The organism is Microcoleus sp. S13_C5 (genome assembly GCF_036700845.1).
Taxonomy (GTDB): domain Bacteria; phylum Cyanobacteriota; class Cyanobacteriia; order Cyanobacteriales; family Microcoleaceae; genus Microcoleus.
The window spans coordinates 1-21,474 of the sequence record NZ_JAUBPR010000052.1; the positions used below are offsets into that span (position 1 = coordinate 1).

At 46.3% G+C, this 21,474-nt stretch carries 16 protein-coding genes; 6 read left to right on the plus strand and 10 right to left on the minus strand.

Translation table 11 applies throughout. The features are described 5' to 3' along the window. Positions 1-202 precede the first annotated feature (202 nt). The gene (locus QUA04_RS15405; RefSeq protein ID WP_333258201.1) at positions 203-2,185 is read left to right on the plus strand and encodes a heavy metal translocating P-type ATPase; all 1,983 of its coding nucleotides are present in this window, start codon (positions 203-205) and stop codon (positions 2,183-2,185) included. Positions 2,186-2,382: 197 nt separating this feature from the next. Further along, positions 2,383-3,687 carry an Nramp family divalent metal transporter gene (locus QUA04_RS15410; protein ID WP_333258202.1) on the plus strand — a complete coding sequence of 435 codons (1,305 nt, stop codon included), beginning with the start codon at positions 2,383-2,385 and terminating at the stop codon, positions 3,685-3,687. 88 nt (positions 3,688-3,775) lie between these two features. Here the strand turns inward: QUA04_RS15410 and ctpB are convergent, their stop codons facing one another. Continuing rightward, complete coding sequence (gene ctpB / locus QUA04_RS15415) at positions 3,776-5,095, minus strand: carboxyl-terminal processing protease CtpB (protein ID WP_333258203.1); 1,320 nt, start codon at positions 5,093-5,095, stop codon at positions 3,776-3,778. 195 nt (positions 5,096-5,290) lie between these two features. Here ctpB and QUA04_RS15420 point away from each other — a divergent pair, with 195 nt between their 5' ends. Next, positions 5,291-6,136 (plus strand): hypothetical protein, encoded by an 846-nt coding sequence (locus QUA04_RS15420; protein ID WP_333258204.1) that lies wholly within the window; start codon positions 5,291-5,293, stop codon positions 6,134-6,136. 83 nt (positions 6,137-6,219) lie between these two features. On the opposite strand, the gene QUA04_RS15425 is transcribed toward QUA04_RS15420, so the two are convergent. After that, positions 6,220-6,795, minus strand: coding sequence for a pseudouridine synthase (locus tag QUA04_RS15425; protein ID WP_333258205.1), 576 nt, complete (start codon positions 6,793-6,795; stop codon positions 6,220-6,222). A gap of 139 nt (positions 6,796-6,934) precedes the next feature. On the opposite strand from QUA04_RS15425, the gene wecB reads away from it, so the two are divergent. After that, positions 6,935-8,047, plus strand: a complete 1,113-nt coding sequence (gene wecB / locus QUA04_RS15430; RefSeq protein ID WP_445242332.1) for a non-hydrolyzing UDP-N-acetylglucosamine 2-epimerase — start codon at positions 6,935-6,937, stop codon at positions 8,045-8,047. A gap of 109 nt (positions 8,048-8,156) precedes the next feature. Here the strand turns inward: wecB and QUA04_RS15435 are convergent, their stop codons facing one another. The 5 genes from QUA04_RS15435 to QUA04_RS15455 all read right to left on the minus strand — a co-directional run bounded on the left by QUA04_RS15435 (position 8,157) and on the right by QUA04_RS15455 (position 13,309). Then, positions 8,157-9,476, minus strand: coding sequence for a TPM domain-containing protein (locus QUA04_RS15435; RefSeq protein WP_333258207.1), 1,320 nt, complete (start codon positions 9,474-9,476; stop codon positions 8,157-8,159). Between the two features lie 282 nt (positions 9,477-9,758). Next, positions 9,759-10,280 carry a hypothetical protein gene (locus QUA04_RS15440; RefSeq protein ID WP_333258208.1) on the minus strand — a complete coding sequence of 174 codons (522 nt, stop codon included), beginning with the start codon at positions 10,278-10,280 and terminating at the stop codon, positions 9,759-9,761. A gap of 8 nt (positions 10,281-10,288) precedes the next feature. Then, positions 10,289-10,786 carry a TIGR00725 family protein gene (locus QUA04_RS15445; RefSeq protein WP_333258209.1) on the minus strand — a complete coding sequence of 166 codons (498 nt, stop codon included), beginning with the start codon at positions 10,784-10,786 and terminating at the stop codon, positions 10,289-10,291. A gap of 655 nt (positions 10,787-11,441) precedes the next feature. Further along, on the minus strand, positions 11,442-12,152 hold the full coding sequence (locus QUA04_RS15450) for a hypothetical protein (RefSeq protein ID WP_333258210.1): 711 nt from the start codon (positions 12,150-12,152) through the stop codon (positions 11,442-11,444). A 272-nt stretch (positions 12,153-12,424) separates the two neighbouring features. Further along, positions 12,425-13,309: a 4-hydroxybenzoate solanesyltransferase gene (locus tag QUA04_RS15455; protein ID WP_333258211.1), complete on the minus strand. Its 885-nt coding sequence runs from the start codon at positions 13,307-13,309 to the stop codon at positions 12,425-12,427. Between the two features lie 212 nt (positions 13,310-13,521). Here QUA04_RS15455 and QUA04_RS15460 point away from each other — a divergent pair, with 212 nt between their 5' ends. Beyond that, the gene (locus QUA04_RS15460; protein ID WP_333258212.1) at positions 13,522-15,138 is read left to right on the plus strand and encodes a Ppx/GppA phosphatase family protein; all 1,617 of its coding nucleotides are present in this window, start codon (positions 13,522-13,524) and stop codon (positions 15,136-15,138) included. A gap of 433 nt (positions 15,139-15,571) precedes the next feature. On the opposite strand, the gene QUA04_RS15465 is transcribed toward QUA04_RS15460, so the two are convergent. The 3 genes from QUA04_RS15465 to QUA04_RS15470 all read right to left on the minus strand — a co-directional run bounded on the left by QUA04_RS15465 (position 15,572) and on the right by QUA04_RS15470 (position 21,160). Then, positions 15,572-20,374, minus strand: a complete 4,803-nt coding sequence (locus tag QUA04_RS15465) for an esterase-like activity of phytase family protein (RefSeq protein ID WP_333258213.1) — start codon at positions 20,372-20,374, stop codon at positions 15,572-15,574. A 205-nt stretch (positions 20,375-20,579) separates the two neighbouring features. Next, positions 20,580-20,720 (minus strand): LuxR C-terminal-related transcriptional regulator, encoded by a 141-nt coding sequence (locus QUA04_RS29970; protein ID WP_445242331.1) that lies wholly within the window; start codon positions 20,718-20,720, stop codon positions 20,580-20,582. Beyond that, the gene (locus tag QUA04_RS15470) at positions 20,663-21,160 is read right to left on the minus strand and encodes a response regulator transcription factor (protein WP_333258214.1); all 498 of its coding nucleotides are present in this window, start codon (positions 21,158-21,160) and stop codon (positions 20,663-20,665) included. The genes QUA04_RS29970 and QUA04_RS15470 overlap by 58 nt, the downstream gene beginning before the upstream one ends. Before the next feature lie 41 nt (positions 21,161-21,201). Here QUA04_RS15470 and QUA04_RS15475 point away from each other — a divergent pair, with 41 nt between their 5' ends. Beyond that, positions 21,202-21,450, plus strand: coding sequence for a hypothetical protein (locus tag QUA04_RS15475; protein ID WP_333258215.1), 249 nt, complete (start codon positions 21,202-21,204; stop codon positions 21,448-21,450). The last annotated feature ends 24 nt before the right edge of the window (positions 21,451-21,474 follow it).

Consider the following 21,474-nt stretch of genomic DNA (forward strand, 5'->3'; position numbering starts at 1 on the left):
TTTTGGCTGGCATACATTATAACTAATGATCGCTTATTTTATATTTATATTATACAATCTAGCTGCGTATCAGCTTAACTTAACAATATTTTTCTAAAAAATACTACATTTTTAACTCAAAATCTAGTATTTTTTATTTTTGAATATACAATATGAATATCTGTTCATACAATCAAGTGTTGGGAAAAACCCAGGAAGAACTATGCAAAAAGCCAAATCGAGCGATTCCGGTTGCTGTAGTCACGACGCACACCACGAACACAGCCATGAGAATCATAACCATGACCACGACCACGACCATGACCACGGGAACGGAGATTTTAACCTCAAGCAAGAATTGATTCCTGTGATATCGATTGTTGTACTGTTTATCGGCGGTTTAATTTTTGAAGAAAAGTTGCACAACACGCCTTATTCTATAGGTGAATATCTGGTTTTCATCCCAGCCTATCTTTTAAGTGGATGGAATGTTTTAACCAGTGCGGCTCGCAACATTCTGCGAGGCAGAGTGTTTGATGAAAATTTTTTAATGACAATAGCAACACTCGGGGCTGTAGCTATTCACAAACTCCCTGAAGCAGTCGGGGTGATGTTGTTTTTCAAAATCGGAGAACTTTTTCAAGAATTTGCGATCGGGCGATCGCGTCAATCGATCAAATCGCTTTTAGAAATTCGCCCAGATTATGCCAACCTCAAGGACAACGGCGACATCAGAAAAGTTTCGCCAGAAACCGTAGCAGTCGGTGATATCATCCTTGTCAAACCAGGAGAAAAAATCCCCTTAGACGGTGAAATTATAGACGGCAACTCTCAGATTGACACATCTGCACTAACTGGAGAATCAGTACCTCGAACCGTGAAAGTTGGAGAAACAGTTTTAGCGGGAACAATTAACCAGACAGGAGTTCTCACCGTCAAAGTTACCAAACTCTTCGGCGAATCTTCAATCTCCCGAATTCTGGAATTAGTAGAAAATGCCAGAAGTAAAAAAGCTGAAACTGAGAAATTTATCAGCAAATTTGCCAGTTACTACACGCCTTTTGTAGTATTTGCATCGCTAGCAGTGGCTTTAATTCCGCCTTTGTTGATTTCAGGGGCAACTAATGCCGATCGCTTTTTATGGGTTTACCGCGCCCTTGTCTTGTTAGTTATTTCCTGCCCTTGCGGATTGGTGATTAGCATTCCTCTGGGATACTTTGGGGGAATTGGCGGTGCAGCCAAGGGCGGTATTTTGGTTAAAGGCTCGACTTTTCTAGATAGCCTGACAGCAGTCAAGACAGTGGTTTTGGACAAAACAGGAACTCTGACTAAAGGAGTGTTTAAAGTATCACAAATTGTGCCTCAGAATGGTTTTTCCCAAACAGCCTTAATGGAAATAGCTGCTAAAGTAGAATCTCAATCAAATCACCCCGTCGCGAAATCTATTATGGAAGCTTACGGCGGAAAGATAGATTCATCGGATGTTAAAGATTACGAAGAAATAGCGGGACATGGCATTCGAGCAACAGTAAATAATCAAATTGTGCTTGCGGGAAATGACCGTTTGCTGCACCGAGAAAATATCCCTCACGATGTCTGCACTGCTGAAGGTACTGTCGTCCATTTAGCAGTAGACAACCGCTACGCTGGCTATATTTTAATTGCTGACGAGCTTAAGGAAGACGCAGTACAGTCTATTCGCTCCCTCAAGAAACTGGGTGTTGAGCGAATCGTGATGCTCACAGGGGATAATCAAGCTGTAGCCGATAGTGTTGCGAAAAAGCTCGGTTTAGATTCCTACTTAGCTGAGTTATTACCCGAAGGAAAAGTAGAGGCGATCGAAAAACTGATCGGCGAATCTAAAAAAGGCGACAAAATTGTTTTTGTCGGGGATGGAATTAATGATGCACCAGTGCTTGCAAGAGCTGATGTTGGCATAGCAATGGGGGGTTTGGGCTCCGATGCGGCGATCGAAACTGCCGATGTTGTAATTATGTCAGATGCACCGTCAAAGGTGGCTGAAGCCATTAAAATTGCCCGAAAAACTCACAATATTGTCTGGCAAAATATCATTTTTGCCCTGTCAGTCAAAGCGATATTTATTGGTTTGGGTGCTTTTGGTTTAGCGACAATGTGGGAAGCAGTTTTTGCCGATGTTGGGGTGGCTTTAGCTGCTATTTTTAATGCTACTAGAGTTTTGAAATAGAGTATTCGCAGACAAGGGTGATTTTTGCCGATCGACCTCATCATAGTCGATCGCGCGCACCTCGGTTCAACCTCAAAAATATACACACCTTAAAATATACGGTGACTCCGCCGGATTTTGATCCATACGAATGATGAAATTCCGCTAAACTTCTCATATTATGAAAAGAATATGAAAAGCCTTGAACGATAAAACCAATGACTCACCCCGAAAACAGACCCAGCCTTCCTGAAGTCCACCGCAGCATCCCCGTTCCCAACAGCAAAGGTTTCTGGCGTACAATGCTGGCCTACGCAGGGCCTGGATATTTGGTTTCAGTGGGTTACATGGACCCCGGAAACTGGGCGACTGACTTAGCGGGGGGAGCAAAGTTTGGCTATGCGTTATTAAGTGTGATTTTGCTATCTAATTTGATGGCAATTTTGCTGCAATCACTCTGCGTGCGCTTAGGAGTGGCAACGGGACGGGATTTGGCACAAGCTTGTCGAGATTATTTCAGTCCGCGAGTCAGTTTTTTGCTGTGGATACTTTGTGAAATTGCTATTTCAGCTTGCGATTTAGCCGAACTTGTTGGAAGTGCGATCGGACTGCAATTGCTATTTGGTATTCCCTTAGTTTGGGGCGTGTGTATCACTGCGCTAGATGTGATAATGGTGTTATTTTTACAAGGTAAAGGCTTTCGTTATATCGAAGCCTTGGTAATTACCATTATTGCAATTATTGGCTGTTGTTTTATTGCCGAAATTATTTTTGCGAAACCAGATACCGGAAGACTTTTACTCGGTTATGTTCCCAGGCTAGAGATTTTGCAAAATCAGGCAATGCTTTATATTGCGGTTGGTATTTTAGGGGCAACTGTGATGCCCCACAATCTCTACCTGCATTCATCGATCGTGCAAACTCGCTCTTGGGAAGAAGCTTCTGATAAAAAATGGGAAGCAATTAAATTTGGCACAATTGATTCTACCGTAGCGCTGTCAATAGCTTTGTTTATTAATTCAGCTATTCTGATTTTGTCTGCTGCCAGCTTTCATTTTGCCGGCTATCAAGAAGTAGCAGAAATTCAAGATGCTTACAAACTGCTTTCTCCTGTGCTGGGTGTGGGTTCTGCTAGTGCAATTTTTGCCTTTGCTTTATTGGCTTCGGGGCAGAACTCAACCTTGACTGCAACTCTAGCAGGACAGATTGTGATGGAAGGGTTTCTAAATTTTCGACTGCGGCCTTGGTTGCGGCGCTTGCTGACTCGACTGGTTGCCATTGTGCCAGCTTTGATTTCAATTATCTTGTTTGGGGAAGGTAGTACAACTAATTTACTGGTTTTCAGTCAAGTGATTCTCAGTTTGCAATTACCCTTTGCAGTAATTCCCTTGGTAATGTTTACCTCAAACCGCCGCTTAATGGGAGAGTTTGTGAATCCATTTTGGCTGAAAGCGGTAGCTTGGTTAGTCGCTAGTATTATAGTAGGATTAAATAGTTGGCTGTTATTACAAACCATTTTCTAGCAACCTGAAGCTAAATAAAACTACAAAAACAAAACCCGCCGGCGCGGGTTTTATCTTAAAGCTAATTGTTAAGAACTGACAATTTCAACTACTTTTTAGGAACAACAACCTCATTAGCAGCAACGGGACGCGCCGACGAAGCGGTAGTTTTCAACAGTGCGATCGCCTGCGCGTAGCAAGGATCGTCCTTAGTCGCAACTAACGTCGGTTTGTTAGCTAATTTCAGCTTTTGTTCGTTAGTGACTTCGACTTTAACATCGGGAGTAACGCCTTTGTGGCTGATATCCGTACCGTTGGGAGTATAGTAGTGAGCGATCGTCACCGCCAATCCCGAACCGTCACCCAAAGAATGCACCGACTGCACCAAAGCTTTGCCAAAAGTTTGGCCGCCCATCACAGTTGCGCGCTTGTTATCCTTCAGAGCACCGGCCAAAATCTCGCTGGCGCTGGCTGAGTTATCGTCCACGAGCACCACCAAAGGCTTGTTAGTGATTGCAGTGCGGTTTGCCCGCATTTCCTGAGAATCGCCCGCCCGATCGACTGTACGGACGATCGCCCCTGTATCCATCCACATCCGAGCGATATCAATACTCACTCGCAGCAACCCGCCGGGATTGCCCCGCAAATCCAACACAAAAGCGTCAGCTTTCTGATCCGAGAGCTTTTTAATCGCCGCCTGCATTTGATCGCCAGCGTGAGAGCTAAACTCTTGCAAACGGATGTAACCCACATTCTGACCGCCTTCCTTCTTAAGGCTGTAGCGAACCGCTGGTACCTCAATTCTCGACCTAGTCAGAGTGATGTCAAAGTCGCTTTTGCCCTCGCGAGCAATCCGCAGCGTGACTTTCGTGCCTTCGTCGCCCCGAATTACCTGAGCCGCATCCGAGACAGTCATACCTTTGGTAGTTTTGCCGTCTATCACCAAAATCCTATCGCCCGCTTGAATCCCTGCCTTCAGGGCGGGGGAATTTTCCATTGGCTCGACTACGGTAATCGCTTTCGTTTTCTCGTCTTCTTCGAGCCTCATTCCCACCCCTGTCAGTTCTCCAGAGGTTTGATTCGTCAGCGCTTCGTACTGCTTCGGGTCCATGAAGCGCGTGTACTGGTCGTTTAATTTCTCTAGGGCTTTGCGGAGAGCGGTGTAGGCTGCTTCGCGAGAGGTATAGTTTTTGCTCAACAGTTCTTGGCGGGTCAGTTGCCAGTCAGTCTTGTTAAAGCTGCCATCAACATACTCTCGGTTGACAATTTGCCAAGCTTCGTCTAAGACAGCTTTGGGGCTATCTTGAAGCTCGGCGCGGACTGATTGACTCAGCCCGGGAACGAGTAAAGAGATCGAAGCGGTTGTTGCCATCGCCCCACTGAACAGGGCTGCCTGTAATTTAGAAAAGCGTTTGCGGGCTTGATTCATTGAATTTGGCTCAATTCGATTTTAGATTTTTGATGTGAGATTTTATATTGCTAAAAAATCTCACACTACTACTTAAACTATTGTGTGGAGGCTCCACCATCCCTTTGGACAGTTTAACGAGATTCATAGTCGATCGCCAACCAATTATTACTCTCTTTCAATAAACTTAATTTAAAACTTGGATTTGAAAGTGCCGTGGAAGCTAAAATCGAACAATTTTCGCGTAAGTGGTTGAGCCTGCTCGTTAATGGAGCTATCGGTCTAGCAGCGCTGGCGGGGGTCGTTACCATGCAGTCGAGCGGGCAGTTGGGCGGAATGTCCCCAGTTCGCGTTCAGGGGCAAAAGCCGCTCTCTGCAATGTCTGCTGCCAGTTTCAAGCAAGCCGCACAGCAAGAAGCGCAACAAGAAGCCCTGCAGCTGAAAATGCTCAAAAATCTCCCTAGTTTTGGGTTTGACAATTTAATTGCAGATTGGACATTTCTCAAATTTTTGCAGTATTTTGGCGACGACGAAGCCAGAGAGGTGACGGGCTACAATCTAGGCCAAGATTATTTTGACATAGTTACCCAGCGCGACCCGCGGTGGGCTGACATCTACCTGTTTCTTTCCACAGCTATTTCTTTTTATCAGGGAAAGCCTGAAACTGCTGTTAATTTGATAGAGCGTGGTACTAGGGCCCTTGCCGTTTCGCCGCAACTTCATTCGCAATCGTGGATAGTGTGGCGAACTAAAGGTCTAGATGAGTTGCTGCTGTTAGGGGATATTCCCGAGTCAATTCACTCTCACGAAATGGCCGCTGATTGGGTGGAAGGAAGCCCGGAATGGCAGAAATTGGCGCCGATGTTTCGAGCAACTGCAGAGTATTTGCGCCGAGATCCCGATAGCGTGCCGGTGCGGTTTACTGCTTGGAGCACAGTTTATGCTCAAACAACTGATAAGTTGGTGCGTCAAAGGGCAAAACAAGCTCTTGTCAAGTTGGGAGCTCAGGTGCATAAAGATAAGGATGGAAACGAGAGTTTTATTTTGCCACCTAGAAAGTAGTTGACTGTTGACTGTTGACTGTTGACTGTTGACTGTTGACTGTTGACTGTTGACTGTTGACTGTTGACTGTTGACTGTAATTCTCAAATCTCAAATCTCAAATCAGCTTGAGTTAGTTCGCGCCATTCACCGGGCTTGAGACCATCGAGACGCAAATGCCCGATCGCACATCTGACTAACCGCAGCGTCGGAAACCCTACTGCTGCGGTCATCCTGCGGACTTGGCGGTTGCGGCCTTCTGTGAGAGTCATTTCCAGCCAAGCTGTGGGCACGTTTTTGCGAAATCTAATCGGCGGTTCGCGGGGCGGCAAAGGGGGTTCTTCTAACAATAATTGCACTTTTGCCGATCGAGTCCGATAATCTTGAATTGTGACACCTGTCTGCAAAGCTGCGATCGCACTTGCATCGGGAATTCGTTCCACTTGCACCCAGTAAGTGCGGGGATGAGCGAATTTCGGGTCACTGAGGCGGTGCTGAAGGGGTCCATCATCGGTTAGCAGCAACAAACCTTCACTATCGCGATCGAGCCTTCCTACTGCATAAATATTAGGAATAGGAATATAGTCTTTGAGAGTGCTGCGTTTAGTCTCGCTGGAGTTGTCAGTGAATTGAGTTAAAACATCGTAGGGTTTGTAAAATAGAATGTAACGATAGGGCATAAGAAATTAACAAAAATCTACTAATCTCAATAATCCTGTAAGGGCGGGTTTCACCGACAATAATTGCCTAAAACCCAAAATCTCGAAAACCCGCCCCCACTTGGACGGCAATATGAATAAACTTACACCTAATTTTACCATGCCCGAACCCACACACCGCGTTTGCATCGTCTTAGGAACTCGCCCGGAAGCGATTAAACTAGCCCCAGTAATTCAACAGTTCAAAAGTTCTCCCACCTTTGACACCCAAGTAATTTTAACCGGTCAGCACCGAGAAATGGTCGAACAAGTAATGCGAATGTTCGATCTAAAAGCCGATCGGGATTTAGCAATTATGCAGCACCAGCAAACCTTGACAGATATTACATCCCGAAGTTTGCAGGGTTTGGAAGCCTTGTTTAAAGAATTGCAGCCCGCAATCGTGTTAGTTCAGGGCGATACAACGACTGCGTTTGCCGCTACTTTGGCTGCATTTTACCAGAAAATACCCGTAGGTCACGTAGAAGCCGGATTGCGGACAGACGACGTGTTCAATCCTTATCCCGAAGAGGCTAACCGACGGTTGATATCTCAGCTCACACGGCTGCATTTTGCCCCGACAGCGCTGGCTGTAGAGAATTTAGGGCGATCGGGCGTTTTAGGAGAAATTCACCGTACAGGCAACACAGTAATCGATGCTTTGCTTTCTGTCGCCAAACGCCAACCCGATTGCAACATTCCTAACTTAGATTGGAGCAAATATCGCACTATCTTAGCAACAGTTCACCGCCGCGAAAATTGGGGAGAACCTTTAGCAGGAATTGCTCACGCATTTCTCCAAATCTTAGATAAATTTCCCGATACAGCCTTGCTCTTACCTCTACACCGAAATCCCACAGTCAGAGACCCTTTGCAAGCTCTTTTGGGCGACCATCCGAGAGTCTTTTTAACTGAACCTTTAGATTACGCAGAATTAGTAGGAGCGATTCAGAGATGTCATTTAATCCTCACCGATTCCGGTGGCTTGCAAGAGGAAGCACCTAGTTTAGGCAAGCCAGTTTTAGTTTTACGAGAAACCACAGAAAGACCCGAAGCAATTTCTGCAGGTACTGCTAAACTGGTTGGTACTAATTCTGATATAATTACAGCAGCAGCGGCAGAATTGCTCAGGAATTCCGAAGCATACAACGCAATGGCAATGGCAATTAATCCCTTTGGGGACGGTTTGGCGGCTTCGCGGATTTTGAAAATTGTTGAAGAGTATTTTAGTTAGCTACCCCTCGATTACTCGGCGGTTGAAACCGGAACTATACAAATTTTTGTCCCCGCAGAGGGGGACTAATTCCTGTTAAAAAAAGTCGGTTTCTGTCTCCATTCCCGAATTACCAATCTCCACCGCCACCCCCACTACTGCTGTAGTCGCTACTGCTACTGCTACTGCTGTAGTCGCTACTGCTACTGCTGCTGTAGTCGCTGCTGTAGTCGCTACTGCTACTGCTGCTGTAGTCGATACTGCTACTGCTACTGCTGTAGTCGCTACTGCTACTGCTACTGCTGCTGTAGTCGGCGCCACCGCAATAATCGCTACTGCTGCTGTAGTCGCCACCGGCACCGCCACCACTGGAGTCGCCACCGCCAAAGCTACCCCCGCATTCACTACTGCTAATGCTGTAGTCGCCACCGGCACCGCCACCGCTGGAGTCGCCACCGCCAAAGCTACCCCCGCAGTCGCTGTTGCTAATACTGTAGTCGCTGCTATTAGTGCTGTAGTAGCCACCCCAATCATCGCTGTTACTGTTACTGCTGTAGTCGCTAGTGCTACTGTAATCGATGCTGTTACTGCTGTAGTCGCCAGCCCCACCGTAATAGTTGTGGCTGTTAATGCTGTAATTGCGATTGTTACTGCTGTAATTGCGCGGATAACGGCGGTGGCGGTAACGAGATATCCGAGAAAATAAGTTGCGAAATATCCTGAAGATAATGAAGCAAGGTATAAATGCTATGAATGCTATGAATAACAACCCAAGTAAGCCATAGATTAAATTCGATGAATCTTCACCTCTGGATGTACTACTGCTAATAACTGGCGATTGACTAGGTATTGGTGACGGTTTCACCCCTTGAGAGGGTACGATCGGAGCCAAAGGGAGCGTGAGTTGAGATTGAGCATTTACGATAGGAGTTTGTAAAACATTCACTAACGCCTTTGTCCCGGCTAATGTGCCCCCGTCAAAGTCCTGCTTTTTAAATCTGGGCGTAATTTCGGTTTGAATAATACCCACTACCTTCGCATCCGGCAAAATGCTTTGAATGCCAGAGCCTGTTTCAATTTGAACGCGGCGTTCCCCCGACGAAATCAACAATAAAACTCCGTTATTTTTACCTTTTTTGCCAATCCCCCAAAAGTTAAATAATTCTGTAGCAAACGCTTTTGGTGTCGCCGATGGCTTAGTATCAGGCACTGTCACAACAGCGATTTCTGAGCCGTTTTTCGCCTCTAAATCCGAAATCATTTGATTTAGCTGAGTTTCGGTGCTGTCGCTGAGAATGTTAGCCTTGTCCGTTACCCAAGTGTTATTTACTTGACGGGGATTCGGTACTTCTTGTACTGTTATAGCTTGGCTTGTTACGGGAAATGCAATTGCTGAAAAACACAGCAAACTGATCCAGATTATTTGTTTATTGCTAAATTGTAACTGCATTGCTTCAGTCTCCTGAATAACTGCTAGTCTGAAATGCACATATCTATCTCCGCCTAATTACAATTAAATAACCCGCTCACTGGCATGTCAATTCATATTATTCAGAAGTTTGATTCATAAAAATCATAATTTTAGGTGCGCCATCAGCACCTTACATTTATAGTCTAGGACGCAGCGGTGGCGAGAAACCGGGTTTTTAACCAAAATAATTGCTGAAACCCGTCAATCTCGGTTCAAAAACCCGGTTTCTTAGTGGGCGAGTGCGAACTAATTTAGATATTTTTAAGGAGAGGGAACTGGTGGCACAAAATTGCTGCTGCCTTTATAACCGGATAAAATAGCCAGTTTTTCCAAAGATTGCCGGCCCGTGTAATATTTACCCCGAATTTCCCAAGTGGGATAAGCTTTAATATTGGCAGCTTTGCACAAATCCGGTTGAGCATCTTTGCCTCTGGGATCGCACTCAATGTAAGTAATTGCGGTAAATGCTTCTTTGCCGAAAAGTTCTTGTTGCGTGTGACAGTGAGGACACCAGTAAGCACCGTACATTCTAGCTTTGATGGTCTGCAAATGAGTTGCTAAAGCGATTTGAGCCGGTACGGATTCGCTGCGAATAGGTGGCGCTTCTTGTTCGGTAACAGGCTTTGCGACAGGGGGAGGAGGAGGGAGGGTTTGTGCTAATTTTTGAGTGGATTTGTTGCTGAAACTGAACTGTGCAATTCTTCCGTCTGCTTTGGTAGTGACGAAAATCCCCAAAGTCAGGAAAATGCCGATCGCACAAAAGTTGAATTTACTTAGTCTCATCTTGGATTTCATCTTGGATTTACTAGGATTTCGCGAGCTTGATTCATAGCCTCTACAGCATTGTTTACCACAAAGATATTAAATTGTGCTAAACCTTTAAAAAAAAGTTGACTTTCGGCGCTGTCATTTAACAAGATAACTTGTTTGTTAGCTTTGAGGGCGAGGGCAATTTCCGAAGCTGTGCCCGTGCCCATACCGCAGGCAATTATTACATCTGAAGAAAGAACGTTAATGTTATTTCTGGCGTTTCCCATATCGGTGACAATGGCAATATCTACAGCTTCAGAAATGCCGCCAGTGTCATTGCCCGGAAGGATGCCGACTGTTAACCCGTTAGCTGATTTTGCTCCTTTGTTGGCGGCATCCATGACGCCGACATTTCTGCCGCCAGTTAGCAATATCCATCCTGCTTCGGCGATGAGTTGTCCGAGTTTATAGGCATTTTCTAAGTCGGTTGATGTGGCACTATCGCCAGGACCCATGATGCCAATGATGATTTTTTTCATATCATAGTTTTGGGGTGAATATATCGGATTATTGAAATATCGAGAACCCTTCTGAATGTGGGTGATAAATGGCTCTAGATATTTCTTAGCCAGATGCCGCAGCCTCACCAGTCACAATCGGTTTCTCTTTATTTTTATCCAGCAATATTTAGTACAATGGAGTATAATTTTGTGTAACACAAAAAATATATCAGTTTTTAGAAGCCTGCACATCATTAATTTATGTAAAAGTTTTAATTTAATTGGATTGATAACCAAGTATATTTAACTAAGTATATTTCTGTATAATAATCCTGGAAAAGGGGGAATAAGCGATCGCACATCCCCCCTTTTTCAGGTGCAGCCGTTGGAGACTTCGATAGAAAGCAGAGAGACACAGGCTTTCAGGCTGAAATCGCTCGGAAGCTCTTCTTTCCAACTTCAATCATTCGAGTTTCACACCCGTTTCCTGCGGGAAAAGCCCTACAAAAAAATCAAAAATCTCCCCAACAATCATCCCGGCCAAGTAGCAATTTTTCAACTATCTGTGAAGGTAAGGTTCGCTGTGTGCACCCTAAAGATAGTGTCTGTGCGTAAGCCCTGTAGTTGATTTTGGATGAAAAGTATTTTCTAGTTGTTTTGTTGTCATGCCATCGTGACATCAATAATTTTCATCCTAGAAAACTGGCTGCTGATTTTTTGCATCCCAGTAGAACAAAAACAAAACTATGATGGGCAATGCAGCAAGAATACTCGCAACGCACTCATAGATTAATGCGACTCCAAAGTTATCCTGTTGTCCCATCAATGATAGCGGTAGATACAAAACAAAAGACACAATCATCGAAGCAATAAACAATCCAAGATAGGTCAGAATCATCGTCCCAAATATCTTCCCTCTTTTCCCTTGAGTCAAATTTGCACTAACTTTTTGAGCCTTCGATCCTTCTACACCTTCCAGCACAACAGCGGCATCAATTAGTGCATAGCGCAATGCCAAAATGACACCTGGAACGATGAAAAGAATTAAACCACCTACCACAATCAATCCAGTAACAAAACGAGTTCCGAACATCTTGAAACACTTTCGTCCTGCGTGGGTCATGGACTCACGATAAGTTGGATGAAGTCCCCGCTTCAACTGAGCAAGTGCATGAAGTAATGCACCCACATAGATCGTACCAAAAGAGCCTTCAATGAATTGCGACACTCGCAATTCTTGCATGGTTATACGCAACTCGTCTCCGCCAGTCATCTCTGGAAAAACGTACAGGCGCAAATATATCAACAGAATTGACCCCGGCAACCATACTGTTAGCACTATCACACTAAACAGCACTAAGTTTGAGGCGAACAATCCAATAGCTTCACGGATTTTTTGAATCATAAAGTCTAGGGTCTACATTATGAATAAATTTTTATATTACAATTTAAATGTAGAGGTGCTTTCACACTAGCTTGTAAGTGTTATTTTGTCAAGTAAATAAACTGAGTTGGTGGTGATCGTCGATCGCTTTAATCTTAACTGGTACTCTTTCTTTGCTTTCACTGGGTGTTTCTGCTTCGCGCTTTTTATCTCTCTGCTTCACGATTCATATCAAGGGTAAGTTTTGTTTCGCGAGCGTTCAACCTAACCTACACTTGATATTGGCGAACTTATCAAAAAATCTCCCCAACAATCATCCCCGCCAATATGACAAACCCCACCCAAACATTTTGGCGAAAGATTTGACCGTAAACAGGCTTAGGAATATCCGCATTTCGGAGTTGACTGTACTGCAAAAACCACAAAATCGCCGCCGCACTAATTGCCATCCAAAAACCAATGTGCAAGTGCAGATTAAATCCCATTGCCGTCAATAAACCGACTGTACCAACAAAGAAAAAACCTACAGCATTAGCGGCATTATTCCCGAAAAATATCGCGCTGGAATTCACCCCCAAACGCAAATCGTCTTCGCGATCGCTCATCGCATAAACTGTATCAAATCCCATCGTCCAAAACACGACTGCACCCCACAGCAGCCAAGTAGCTAATTCTAATTCGTCAACGGCGGCGCTCCAACTAATTAAAACTGCAAAACCCCAGGCAATTGATAACACTAATTGCGGCACTGGAAAGAATCTTTTTGCCAGCGGATAGCAGATAATTACTGGTACGGCGGCGACGCACAGCCAAAAACTTAACGGATTAAGATACAAAGCCAGAATCGCCGCGCATACCAAGGAAATTAATGCAACTCCTATCCCTGTTTGCACGGTGAGGGCGCGGGATGCTAGCGGGCGCGATCGCGTTCTTTCTACTTCGGGATCAATATCGCGATCCCACAAGTCGTTGATGACGCATCCGGCCGCACTCGTGGCTAAGGTACCCAACACAATCACACCCACCAATGCTGCAGGCGGTTTCCCGTGGGCTGCTAAAAAAACGGCCCAGAGGGCTGGAATCATTAAAATGAGCCTTCCTGCTGGTTTGTCCCATCTCAAAAGCCTCACGACGGTTAGTAATGTGGATTCGGGTTGGCGATCGAGCTCTTTAAGCATTTCAATTCTAGATTTGATATTTTTAACTCTAGATTTTATCAAATTTTAGGCACAATCACTTACTATCTCTGCTGGCGAGCATACTTCTAGCGAAATTTAAAACAGGTGAAAGTCTTGCCCAGTCAGCATTTCTCGATTTTGGCTAATTTAATAGAATGCCTAACTGGATTCGTGAAATAATCATAAATATCTGTCAACCCCCATACACTCCAATGGTTAATTCACTTGCTGCTGCGGAGTCAAATCGCATTATTGCTGCTATTGATATGGGTACTAACTCGTTTCACATGGTGGTGGCGCGGATCGATCCGAAATTGCCCGCATTTACGATTATTGCTAGAGAAAAAGATACGGTTCGGTTGGGCGATTGCGAGGCAAAAACAGGGTGCTTGAAGTCCGAGGTTATGGAAAGGGCGATCGCCACTCTGGGCCGCTTTCTTGATATTGCTAAAACTTTCCATGCTGAACAAATTATCGCGGTGGCGACGAGTGCTGTTCGGGAAGCTCCTAACGGGCGAGATTTTCTCAAACAAGTTGCTAAAGAATTAGACCTGAATGTTAGTTTAATTTCCGGTCAGGAAGAAGCGCGCAGAATTTATCTCGGCGTTCTTTCGGGTATGGAGTTTAACAATGAGTCGCAGGTGATTATTGATATTGGGGGCGGTTCTACGGAGTTGATTTTAGGAGATAGTTCTGAGCCTCGCTGTCTCACCAGTACAAAAATTGGTGCTGTTCGCTTAACAGGACAATTTGTCCAAACTGACCCGATTAGCAGGGAGGAGTTTGCTTATTTGCAAGCTTATATTCGGATTTCGTTGGAAAGACCGATCGACGAATTGCGATCTCACTTCAATGCGGGCGAACCTTTGCGCTTAATTGGCACTGCTGGAACCATCGAAACTCTGGCTGCAATTAATGCTCGCGAAAAGTTGGGGACAGTGCCTAGTCCCCTAGCCGGATATCAATTAAGTTTAAAAGATTTACGCGATTTAGTCAATCGTTTTCGCAAACTTTCTTACTCGGAAAGGCTGGCAATTCCGGGAATGTCGGACAAGCGGGCGGAAATTATTCTAGCAGGTGCCTTGATTTTGCAAGAAGCGATGACACTATTAGGAATTGAATCGCTGACTGTGTGCGATCGCTCTCTGAGAGAAGGCGTAATTGTTGACTGGATGCTGGCGCACGGTTTAATTGAAAACCGTTTGCGCTATCAAGGTTCAATCCGCCAGCGCAGCATTCTGCACATGGCTAACAAATATCAAGTCAATTTAGAACAAAGTGAAAGAACCGCAGCATTTGCACTCAATTTTTTCGACCAAACCCAAGGAATTCTACACAATTGGGGAACCGAAGAACGCGAGTTACTGTGGGCTGCCGCAATTCTGCACAACTGTGGTTTGTATGTCAGTCATTCGGCGCACCACAAGCATTCTTACTATTTAATTCGCAATGGTGAGTTATTGGGATACACTGAAACAGAGATTGAAGTAATTGCCAATTTGGCTCGCTATCACCGGAAAAATCCTCCTAAAAAGAAGCATGAAAACTTTACTACCCTTCCGAAAAAATACCGGGATTTTGTCAGTAAACTGCATCCTTTTCTGCGGCTGGCTGTGGCTTTGGATAGGCGACAGATTGGCGCAATTTCGGATTTTAAATGCGAACACCGTCCGGAAGTTCGAGAGTTTCATTTGCGGCTGCAACCGCTCAATCCAGAAGACGATTGCGCTCTAGAAATGTGGAGCTTGGATTATAAAAAGCCGTGTTTTGAAGAGGAGTATCATCTCAAGTTAGTGGCAACTTTGGAACCGACACTCGTTCCAGTTTAAATACAAGACAGAGCCTGGAAATGAGAAACTTTAGGGTGCGTAGTACCAGAGAAAGTCAAGGTGGTGAAGGAAACCTTCAAACATTTGAAATCAGGCGTTGCTGGATACAGGTATGAATTCAAGATTTCCCAATTGCTATAAACTCTCGGAGGGTGAGTTTTGTAACTTCCGATAAAAGGTGATTCATACTGTGAATCAGCAACGCCTGAAATCTCGAAGGCTGCGATGCTTAAATCTTTTTCTTTCAACAGGCGATAGGCAATAAACCTAGTTTATTGCTGATCGCCAGCCGATCGGATGTAAAGTCTATCGCTCACACCCCTACGCTGTTTGAGGGCAGCGCGCAGCTACAAACTAGGAGATTGCAAGCATTTGAGGGAGTTCGCTTGACCAGGCTCGGCACTCACGCCAGACAGGGCTGATTATATAGTGCTTACCCAAAGATGGTAAAATCATTGAGATCGATCGCACTAGCTTGCACTCCATTCAAAGCAGCCAACAGTTGACCGTTCTGACCAATCCTGATGAAAGCTGTATTAGCGTTTTGGGTAATACTAAGTTGACCAAAAGTTAGACCGCCCGCTAACACCAGCAAATCTTCACCTTTTGTGAAATCAGTAATTAGATCGCTGCCTTCACCTGCTATTAAAACAAAGCGATCGCGCCCAATGCCGCCGCTGAGAATATCATTGCCCATACCGCCAATCAAACAATCGTCGCCTTTACCGCCGTAGAGAGTATCGTTACCCTCCTCGCCGCATAGCTTGTCACTACCGCCGTTGCCAAACATCAAATCATTGCCAGCACCGCCGCACAAGGAATCAGGCTCGCCGTTAAAGCCGATCGCACTGTCTCCCAAAATAGTATCGTCCCCCTCGTCGCCACAAATGCTATCACTGCCGCGATCGCCCAACAGCAGATCGTTGCCCGTACCCCCCACCACAACGTCATTGCCCTTGCCGCCATAAACAGTATCATTGCCCTCGCCGCCGCTTAGAGTATCCGCAGCATCTCCCCCATTCAAGAAGTCGTTTCCAGCACCTCCAAACAGCAAATCGCGTCCATTCGAGTCAGGGCTAGACGGGTCAAAACTGCCTCCAAACAAGCTGTCGTTACCTTGCTCCCCAACCAGAGTGTCATTGCCTTTGTCGCCCCAAATCAAGTCATCGTCTTTGCCGCCGATCGCCACATCATCGCCCTTACCCGCGAAAATGAGATCGTTGCCGGCATTGCCGTTGAGGTAGTCATTGCCATTGCCGCCAAACAGCACGTCATTGTCTGTATCCGGGCCAAGGGGGATATTGCTGGGCAATCCCCCGTAAATATTGTCGTTGCCCCTTTCACCTAGCAGAATGTCGTCGCCGTTGAAACCGCTAATAACGTCGTTGAGATTGCTGCCGATGAGGAAGTCGTCGCCGTCAGTGCCATTGAAAGTGCGATCGACTGAATTCGGGCCTGGAATCGAACTGATCGCGGGTAGGGTAATTTGTTCGCAAATGCAATCAGTATCCCCGCCGCGAACGCTGTCAGAGTCAACAGGAGTTCCTGTGGGAGTCGGAGTCGGCGTCGGAGTTGGAGTTCCCGTGGGAGTTGGAGTCGGCGTCGGAGTTGGAGTTGGAGTTCCCGTGGGAGTCGGAGTCGGAGTCGGCGTCGGAGTTGTCTGAGTTGTCTGAGTTGTCTGAGTCGGACTTGTCGGAGTCGGAGTTGTCGGCGTCGGAGTTGTCGGCGTCGGAGTTGGAGTTCCCGTGGGAGTCGAAGTCGGAGTCGGAGTCGGAGTTCCCGTGGGAGTCGGAGTTGGAGTTTCCGTGGGAGTTGGAGTCGGCGTCGGAGTTGTCGGCGTCGGAGTCGGAGTTCCCGTGGGAGTCGGAGTCGGAGTCGGTGTTGGAGTTTCCGTCGGTGTTGGAGTTTCCGTCGGAGTTGTCGGCGTTGGAGTTGTTTCCGTCGGAGTTGTCGGCGTTGGAGTTGTCGGCGTCGGAGTTGTCGGAGTCGGAGTTGTCGGAGTCGGAGTTGTCGGAGTCGGAGTTGTCGGAGTCGGAGTTGTCGGCGTTGGAGTTGTCGGAGTCGGAGTTGTCGGCGTTGGAGTTGTCGGCGTTGGAGTTGTCGGCGTTGGAGTTGTCGGCGTTGGAGTTGTCGGCGTTGGAGTTGTCGGAGTCGGAGTTGTCGGAGTCGGAGTTGTCGGAGTCGGAGTTGTCGGAGTCGGTGCTACATCGTTATCTAAAATTGTCAAATTCGCCGTACTTTGCGCTCCCACACTCGCACCATTTGTGGGATTATTCAGACTAAGCGCAACAATCTCACTTCCCTCTACTAAGGTGTCATCGTTAATCGGAATCGTAAAAGTTTTGCTTGTTTCCCCGATCGCAAAGTTTAAGGTTCCTGATGTTGCCGTGTAGTCACTGCCCGCATTAGCAGTCCCGTCGGAAGTGCTGTAGCTGATATCAGCCGCCACATTAGTATTGCTTGTCCGAGTCACGGTAATTGTGGCAAAACCACCGCTTTCACCGATCTCGTAATTGGCAGCACTAAAATTAAAACTGCCTGGGTTGGGAATATTGACATTAAAGCTTCCCAAGTTACTGGCTGCGACAAAGTTATTATTGATATCGCTAACTTGGCCCGATTCGATCGCGATCGCATAATTCCCATTGTCGCCCAAATCCCAACTACCACCTGGTGCGGTAATCTGATAGGTACCCGTGCGAAGAGTGCCGTTGCCAGTTGGGGTAAAGCTTACCAGTGTCCCTAATTGGTTAAATCCGTTCGGTCCAGTCACCCGGATGTCTGAATTATCCAAACTGCTGCTGTTGACAGCAACGTTGTCGCTGTAGTCTACCGTAAAAGTTTCTGTAGTGCCGCCACTGACGATTATGTTGGTAGCGGCTAGATTGGAAGCAGCAGGAAGGATCGTATCGGCTGTGATGTTGATGTTGAAAAGTTGGGCGGCGGAAGTGTCTACACCGTTATTGGCAATACCGCCGTTATCCTTTAACGTCGCAGAGACAGTTGCAATCCCACTGACACCGGAGGCCGGAGTGTAGGTGAGGTTGCCCGCTGCGTCGATCGCAGGCTGCACGGTAAATAGAGTGCTATTGTCGTTGCTAAGGTTGAAGTTAACGGTTTGAGTGGATTCGTTGGCAGGGCCCTTAGAGATACTTGTTGCCCAGTTGTTGACTGTTTGTGATCCCCCACCTGCGATCACGATTAAGTCTCCCCCTTTAGTAAAGGAAGGTGGGTCGTTGACAGGATTAACGGTAATTGTTGCTGTCTCGGATGCTGTACTGAAAGCTGCTAACCCCCCGATACTGCTGGGAGTCGAAATATCAGCCATCCCGCCGTTCGTGAAGGTAGTAGTGGTGCTAGAGTCTGTTGTCGTTCCATCCCATGCCTGATAAGTGATATTGGCAGTGCCGTTGTAGTCAGGATTGGGAAGAAAGCGGATGCTGGCATTGCCTGCTAGCAGTCTCGCTGCTGCTGTTGACGGGGTGCCGAATGCCGTCCAAGTCGCACCGCTATCAGTTGAATATTCCCAACTGCCGTTAGTATTGTCTGTCGCCGTGACAGCAATTCCTTGAGTGTCGGCGGTGTCGGGATCTGTAACAGCACCTGCAATTAAAGCAGAAACTAAGGTACTGGTATTGTTGGCAGCAAGTACATCTTCATTAATTGCTGTTAGTACCGGGGAACCGCTGTCGTTGAGTACAGGCGCGTTGTTGGCTGCAAACGCTGCGAATCTCGTGGGAATGGCAAAATTGTTGTCGCTGACAAGAATGAGCGATCGCTTCCCAGTTGCCGTTTGAGAAGGCCCAAATGTCATCCCTTCAAAATTGTCAACGAGTGGCGGAGTGCCTGTATTGACGAAATAAGTAGTATTAGCGATTAGAGTTTTCGATACCGCTGTAATGCCAGTAACATCACCATTCAAGCCAGTATTGCTTTGAATGTCAGTCGCACCGTTTAAAGAAATTTGATAAAGCTTCAAATCGCCTGAAGCCGGCGGCCCTGGGTTGAAAAAACGTTCGAGAACCAGCAGCGTATTATCATCAACGGCCAGCATTTCAGAAATGCCGTTGCCTGGATCGGTGTTGTAAAGAAATTCCCCGTTTGCGGTGTTTGTGCTTAAGTCATATCTTAAAATTCGCGATCGCGTGCCAATTGTAGGCGATGTATTTGTAGCAAGGCCGTCTTGTTCGAGAGCATTTTCTGTTGCTGTAAACAGAAAACTTTGACTGGGAGTAATGGTCAGACTTTCAAAAGCTTGATTGTTGCGGATGCCGCTGGTAGTATCTGCTGATGATACGTCGTATTTGGGAGAAGAAATAGGCAGCGCTAGGTTTTGTTGTCCTGTTGCAATGGCGAATCTATTGATAAAAGGCTGGGTAGTTGTCGAGAAATTTCCTTCAGAAGAGACGAAGACATTAGTGCCGATTAAGGCAATGCCCTCTGTATCCGATGTATCTGCGGCAAAGGGAGGCGGATTGCCAATCGTTCTCACCGCTGTAGGAAGCACTCCTGTCAAGCTACCCGCACTCACATTCGGTATGCTGAGGGTGTAAAAGCGAGACGGGCCGGGACTGCCAGAAATATTGCGGCCGTCGGAGATAGCGTAGTAAGTGTTGCTGCCCGCGTAGGTAAGGCCCGACAGTCCACCTACCTGGGTTCCTCCAATAGTTGTAGCTGCCGGAAATCCTGCTTGTCCCAAAAATTGTAGACCGAACACAAATTGATAGGTAGCCATTGTGGCTGGGTCGATCGCCAGCCCAGAGGACACCGCTCCTGTTGTATAATCTAATTCCCAATCTCCGCCCATAGCGGAACTGCCGATCGGCGATCTAGACGCAGCAATTTTTGCCTTCGTTAGCTGACTCAGTTGCTGCACGAAGTTAGCGCCCTGTTCGCCCGCCGCTACATCGCACCCGTACAGCAAAATCTCTGCACTGTCTGCCAGCGATCGCGACCAACGCTGCAATTGTTTTGCATAATTTTTTAAATTTGTCAAGTTTAGATCGATCGCGCCTAGCTGCAAACTCGCGGGGCGGCCGTGGGAGAGGATATGAATGCTTTTGATATTGCTGCGACTCGCTAGCGCGGCTGTGATTTGTGCTACTCCATCCCGCGCCGCATCAAGGATAATTACTTCTGTCCCCGCTGCTATGCCGTTGCGGAGAGATTGGCTGTCGGGAAGGGCAGAGTCGAGAAAGGCGATCGAACTAAAAACTGAACTAATAAAATTTGGCATAATACACCTTTGGTTAGATGACGGTAGGAAAATTAAGGCATACCTAGCTTAGCAAGTTCAAAAATCAAATGTCATCAATAAAATTAACAATCAAGGCGAATAATACTAATTTCCCGTGAGCCTGCAACAGAGGCATCTTTATAGGGGCGGGTTTAGCCAATAATTCCTTTAAAAAAGCGACAATTCTGGTACAGAACCAGCCCTATCAAGGTTCGATCGCCAAAAGTTCTTCTGCTACCAATCCTTTCTCAATAGCGATCACTGCTGCTTGAGTGCGATCTGGCATCTCTAACTTTTGCAAAATCGCGTGCACATGAACCCGGACAGTACCCGGAGCAACGTACAATATTTGTGCAATTTCCTGATTGCTTTTCCCTCCGCAACTAAAGCTAATATCTCCTGTTCTCGTTTCGTCAGCGGGTTTTCCAAAACTTCTGATTTTGACCCTACTTTCACAGGTTCAGGATTAGCAAAAACCGCCCGAATTTCCGCAGTTACCGCCTTATCCCACCACGAAGCACCCGCCGCTACCGATCGAATTGCCCAAACCAAAGTTTCCGCCGCAATTCCCTTGAGGAAATATCCCTGAGTTTCGGCTAAAATAAACCTTTCAATTAACGATTTTTGGGCGTAAGATGTTAAAATTAAAACAGGAATTTCTGGATACCCCTGTTTAATTTGGTGGCACGCTTCAAGGCCGCCCATTCCAGGCAAACCGTCATTTAATTGCTTGGCGAGAACTCCCCCTGTGAGAAGTCGCAGACAATTTTGAAGACGACGCAGCAACTTTAAAAGGTCAATCTTGCAACATTCACTAACGAGTTTTAGTGTGCAGCTCGACTTATCCAAATTCCTTGCAACTGCTGCGGGGCGCGAGGATGGCTAGCTACATGAATGCCCCCTTTTATGCTGTTTTGGTCAACCATCCCGACCGATTTTTAACAAAAGCACAAAGCTTGCACGTTGAAACTTATGGGAAACTCTGTGAAGAATTTAACAGGCAATTTTTGCTGGTAAACGGCACTAATATAGCCAAAGCAATTTCGGAGGTAGCTAAAAAGTATCCCATTATTTAAATTGTGATTGGCGAAAGCCAGCAA

Coding starts and splice junctions, on each gene's coding strand:
- QUA04_RS15455 (WP_333258211.1), bottom strand. CDS start 13,309: ATGCTTAAAGAGCTCGATCGCCAACCCGAATCCACATTACTAACCGTC.
- QUA04_RS15445 (WP_333258209.1), bottom strand. CDS start 10,786: ATGAAAAAAATCATCATTGGCATCATGGGTCCTGGCGATAGTGCCACA.
- QUA04_RS15440 (WP_333258208.1), bottom strand. CDS start 10,280: ATGAGACTAAGTAAATTCAACTTTTGTGCGATCGGCATTTTCCTGACT.
- QUA04_RS15465 (WP_333258213.1), bottom strand. CDS start 20,374: ATGCCAAATTTTATTAGTTCAGTTTTTAGTTCGATCGCCTTTCTCGAC.
- QUA04_RS15450 (WP_333258210.1), bottom strand. CDS start 12,152: ATGATTCAAAAAATCCGTGAAGCTATTGGATTGTTCGCCTCAAACTTA.
- QUA04_RS15435 (WP_333258207.1), bottom strand. CDS start 9,476: ATGCAGTTACAATTTAGCAATAAACAAATAATCTGGATCAGTTTGCTG.
- wecB (WP_445242332.1), top strand. CDS start 6,935: ATGCCCGAACCCACACACCGCGTTTGCATCGTCTTAGGAACTCGCCCG.
- ctpB (WP_333258203.1), bottom strand. CDS start 5,095: ATGAATCAAGCCCGCAAACGCTTTTCTAAATTACAGGCAGCCCTGTTC.
- QUA04_RS15410 (WP_333258202.1), top strand. CDS start 2,383: ATGACTCACCCCGAAAACAGACCCAGCCTTCCTGAAGTCCACCGCAGC.
- QUA04_RS15460 (WP_333258212.1), top strand. CDS start 13,522: ATGGTTAATTCACTTGCTGCTGCGGAGTCAAATCGCATTATTGCTGCT.
- QUA04_RS15425 (WP_333258205.1), bottom strand. CDS start 6,795: ATGCCCTATCGTTACATTCTATTTTACAAACCCTACGATGTTTTAACT.
- QUA04_RS15405 (WP_333258201.1), top strand. CDS start 203: ATGCAAAAAGCCAAATCGAGCGATTCCGGTTGCTGTAGTCACGACGCA.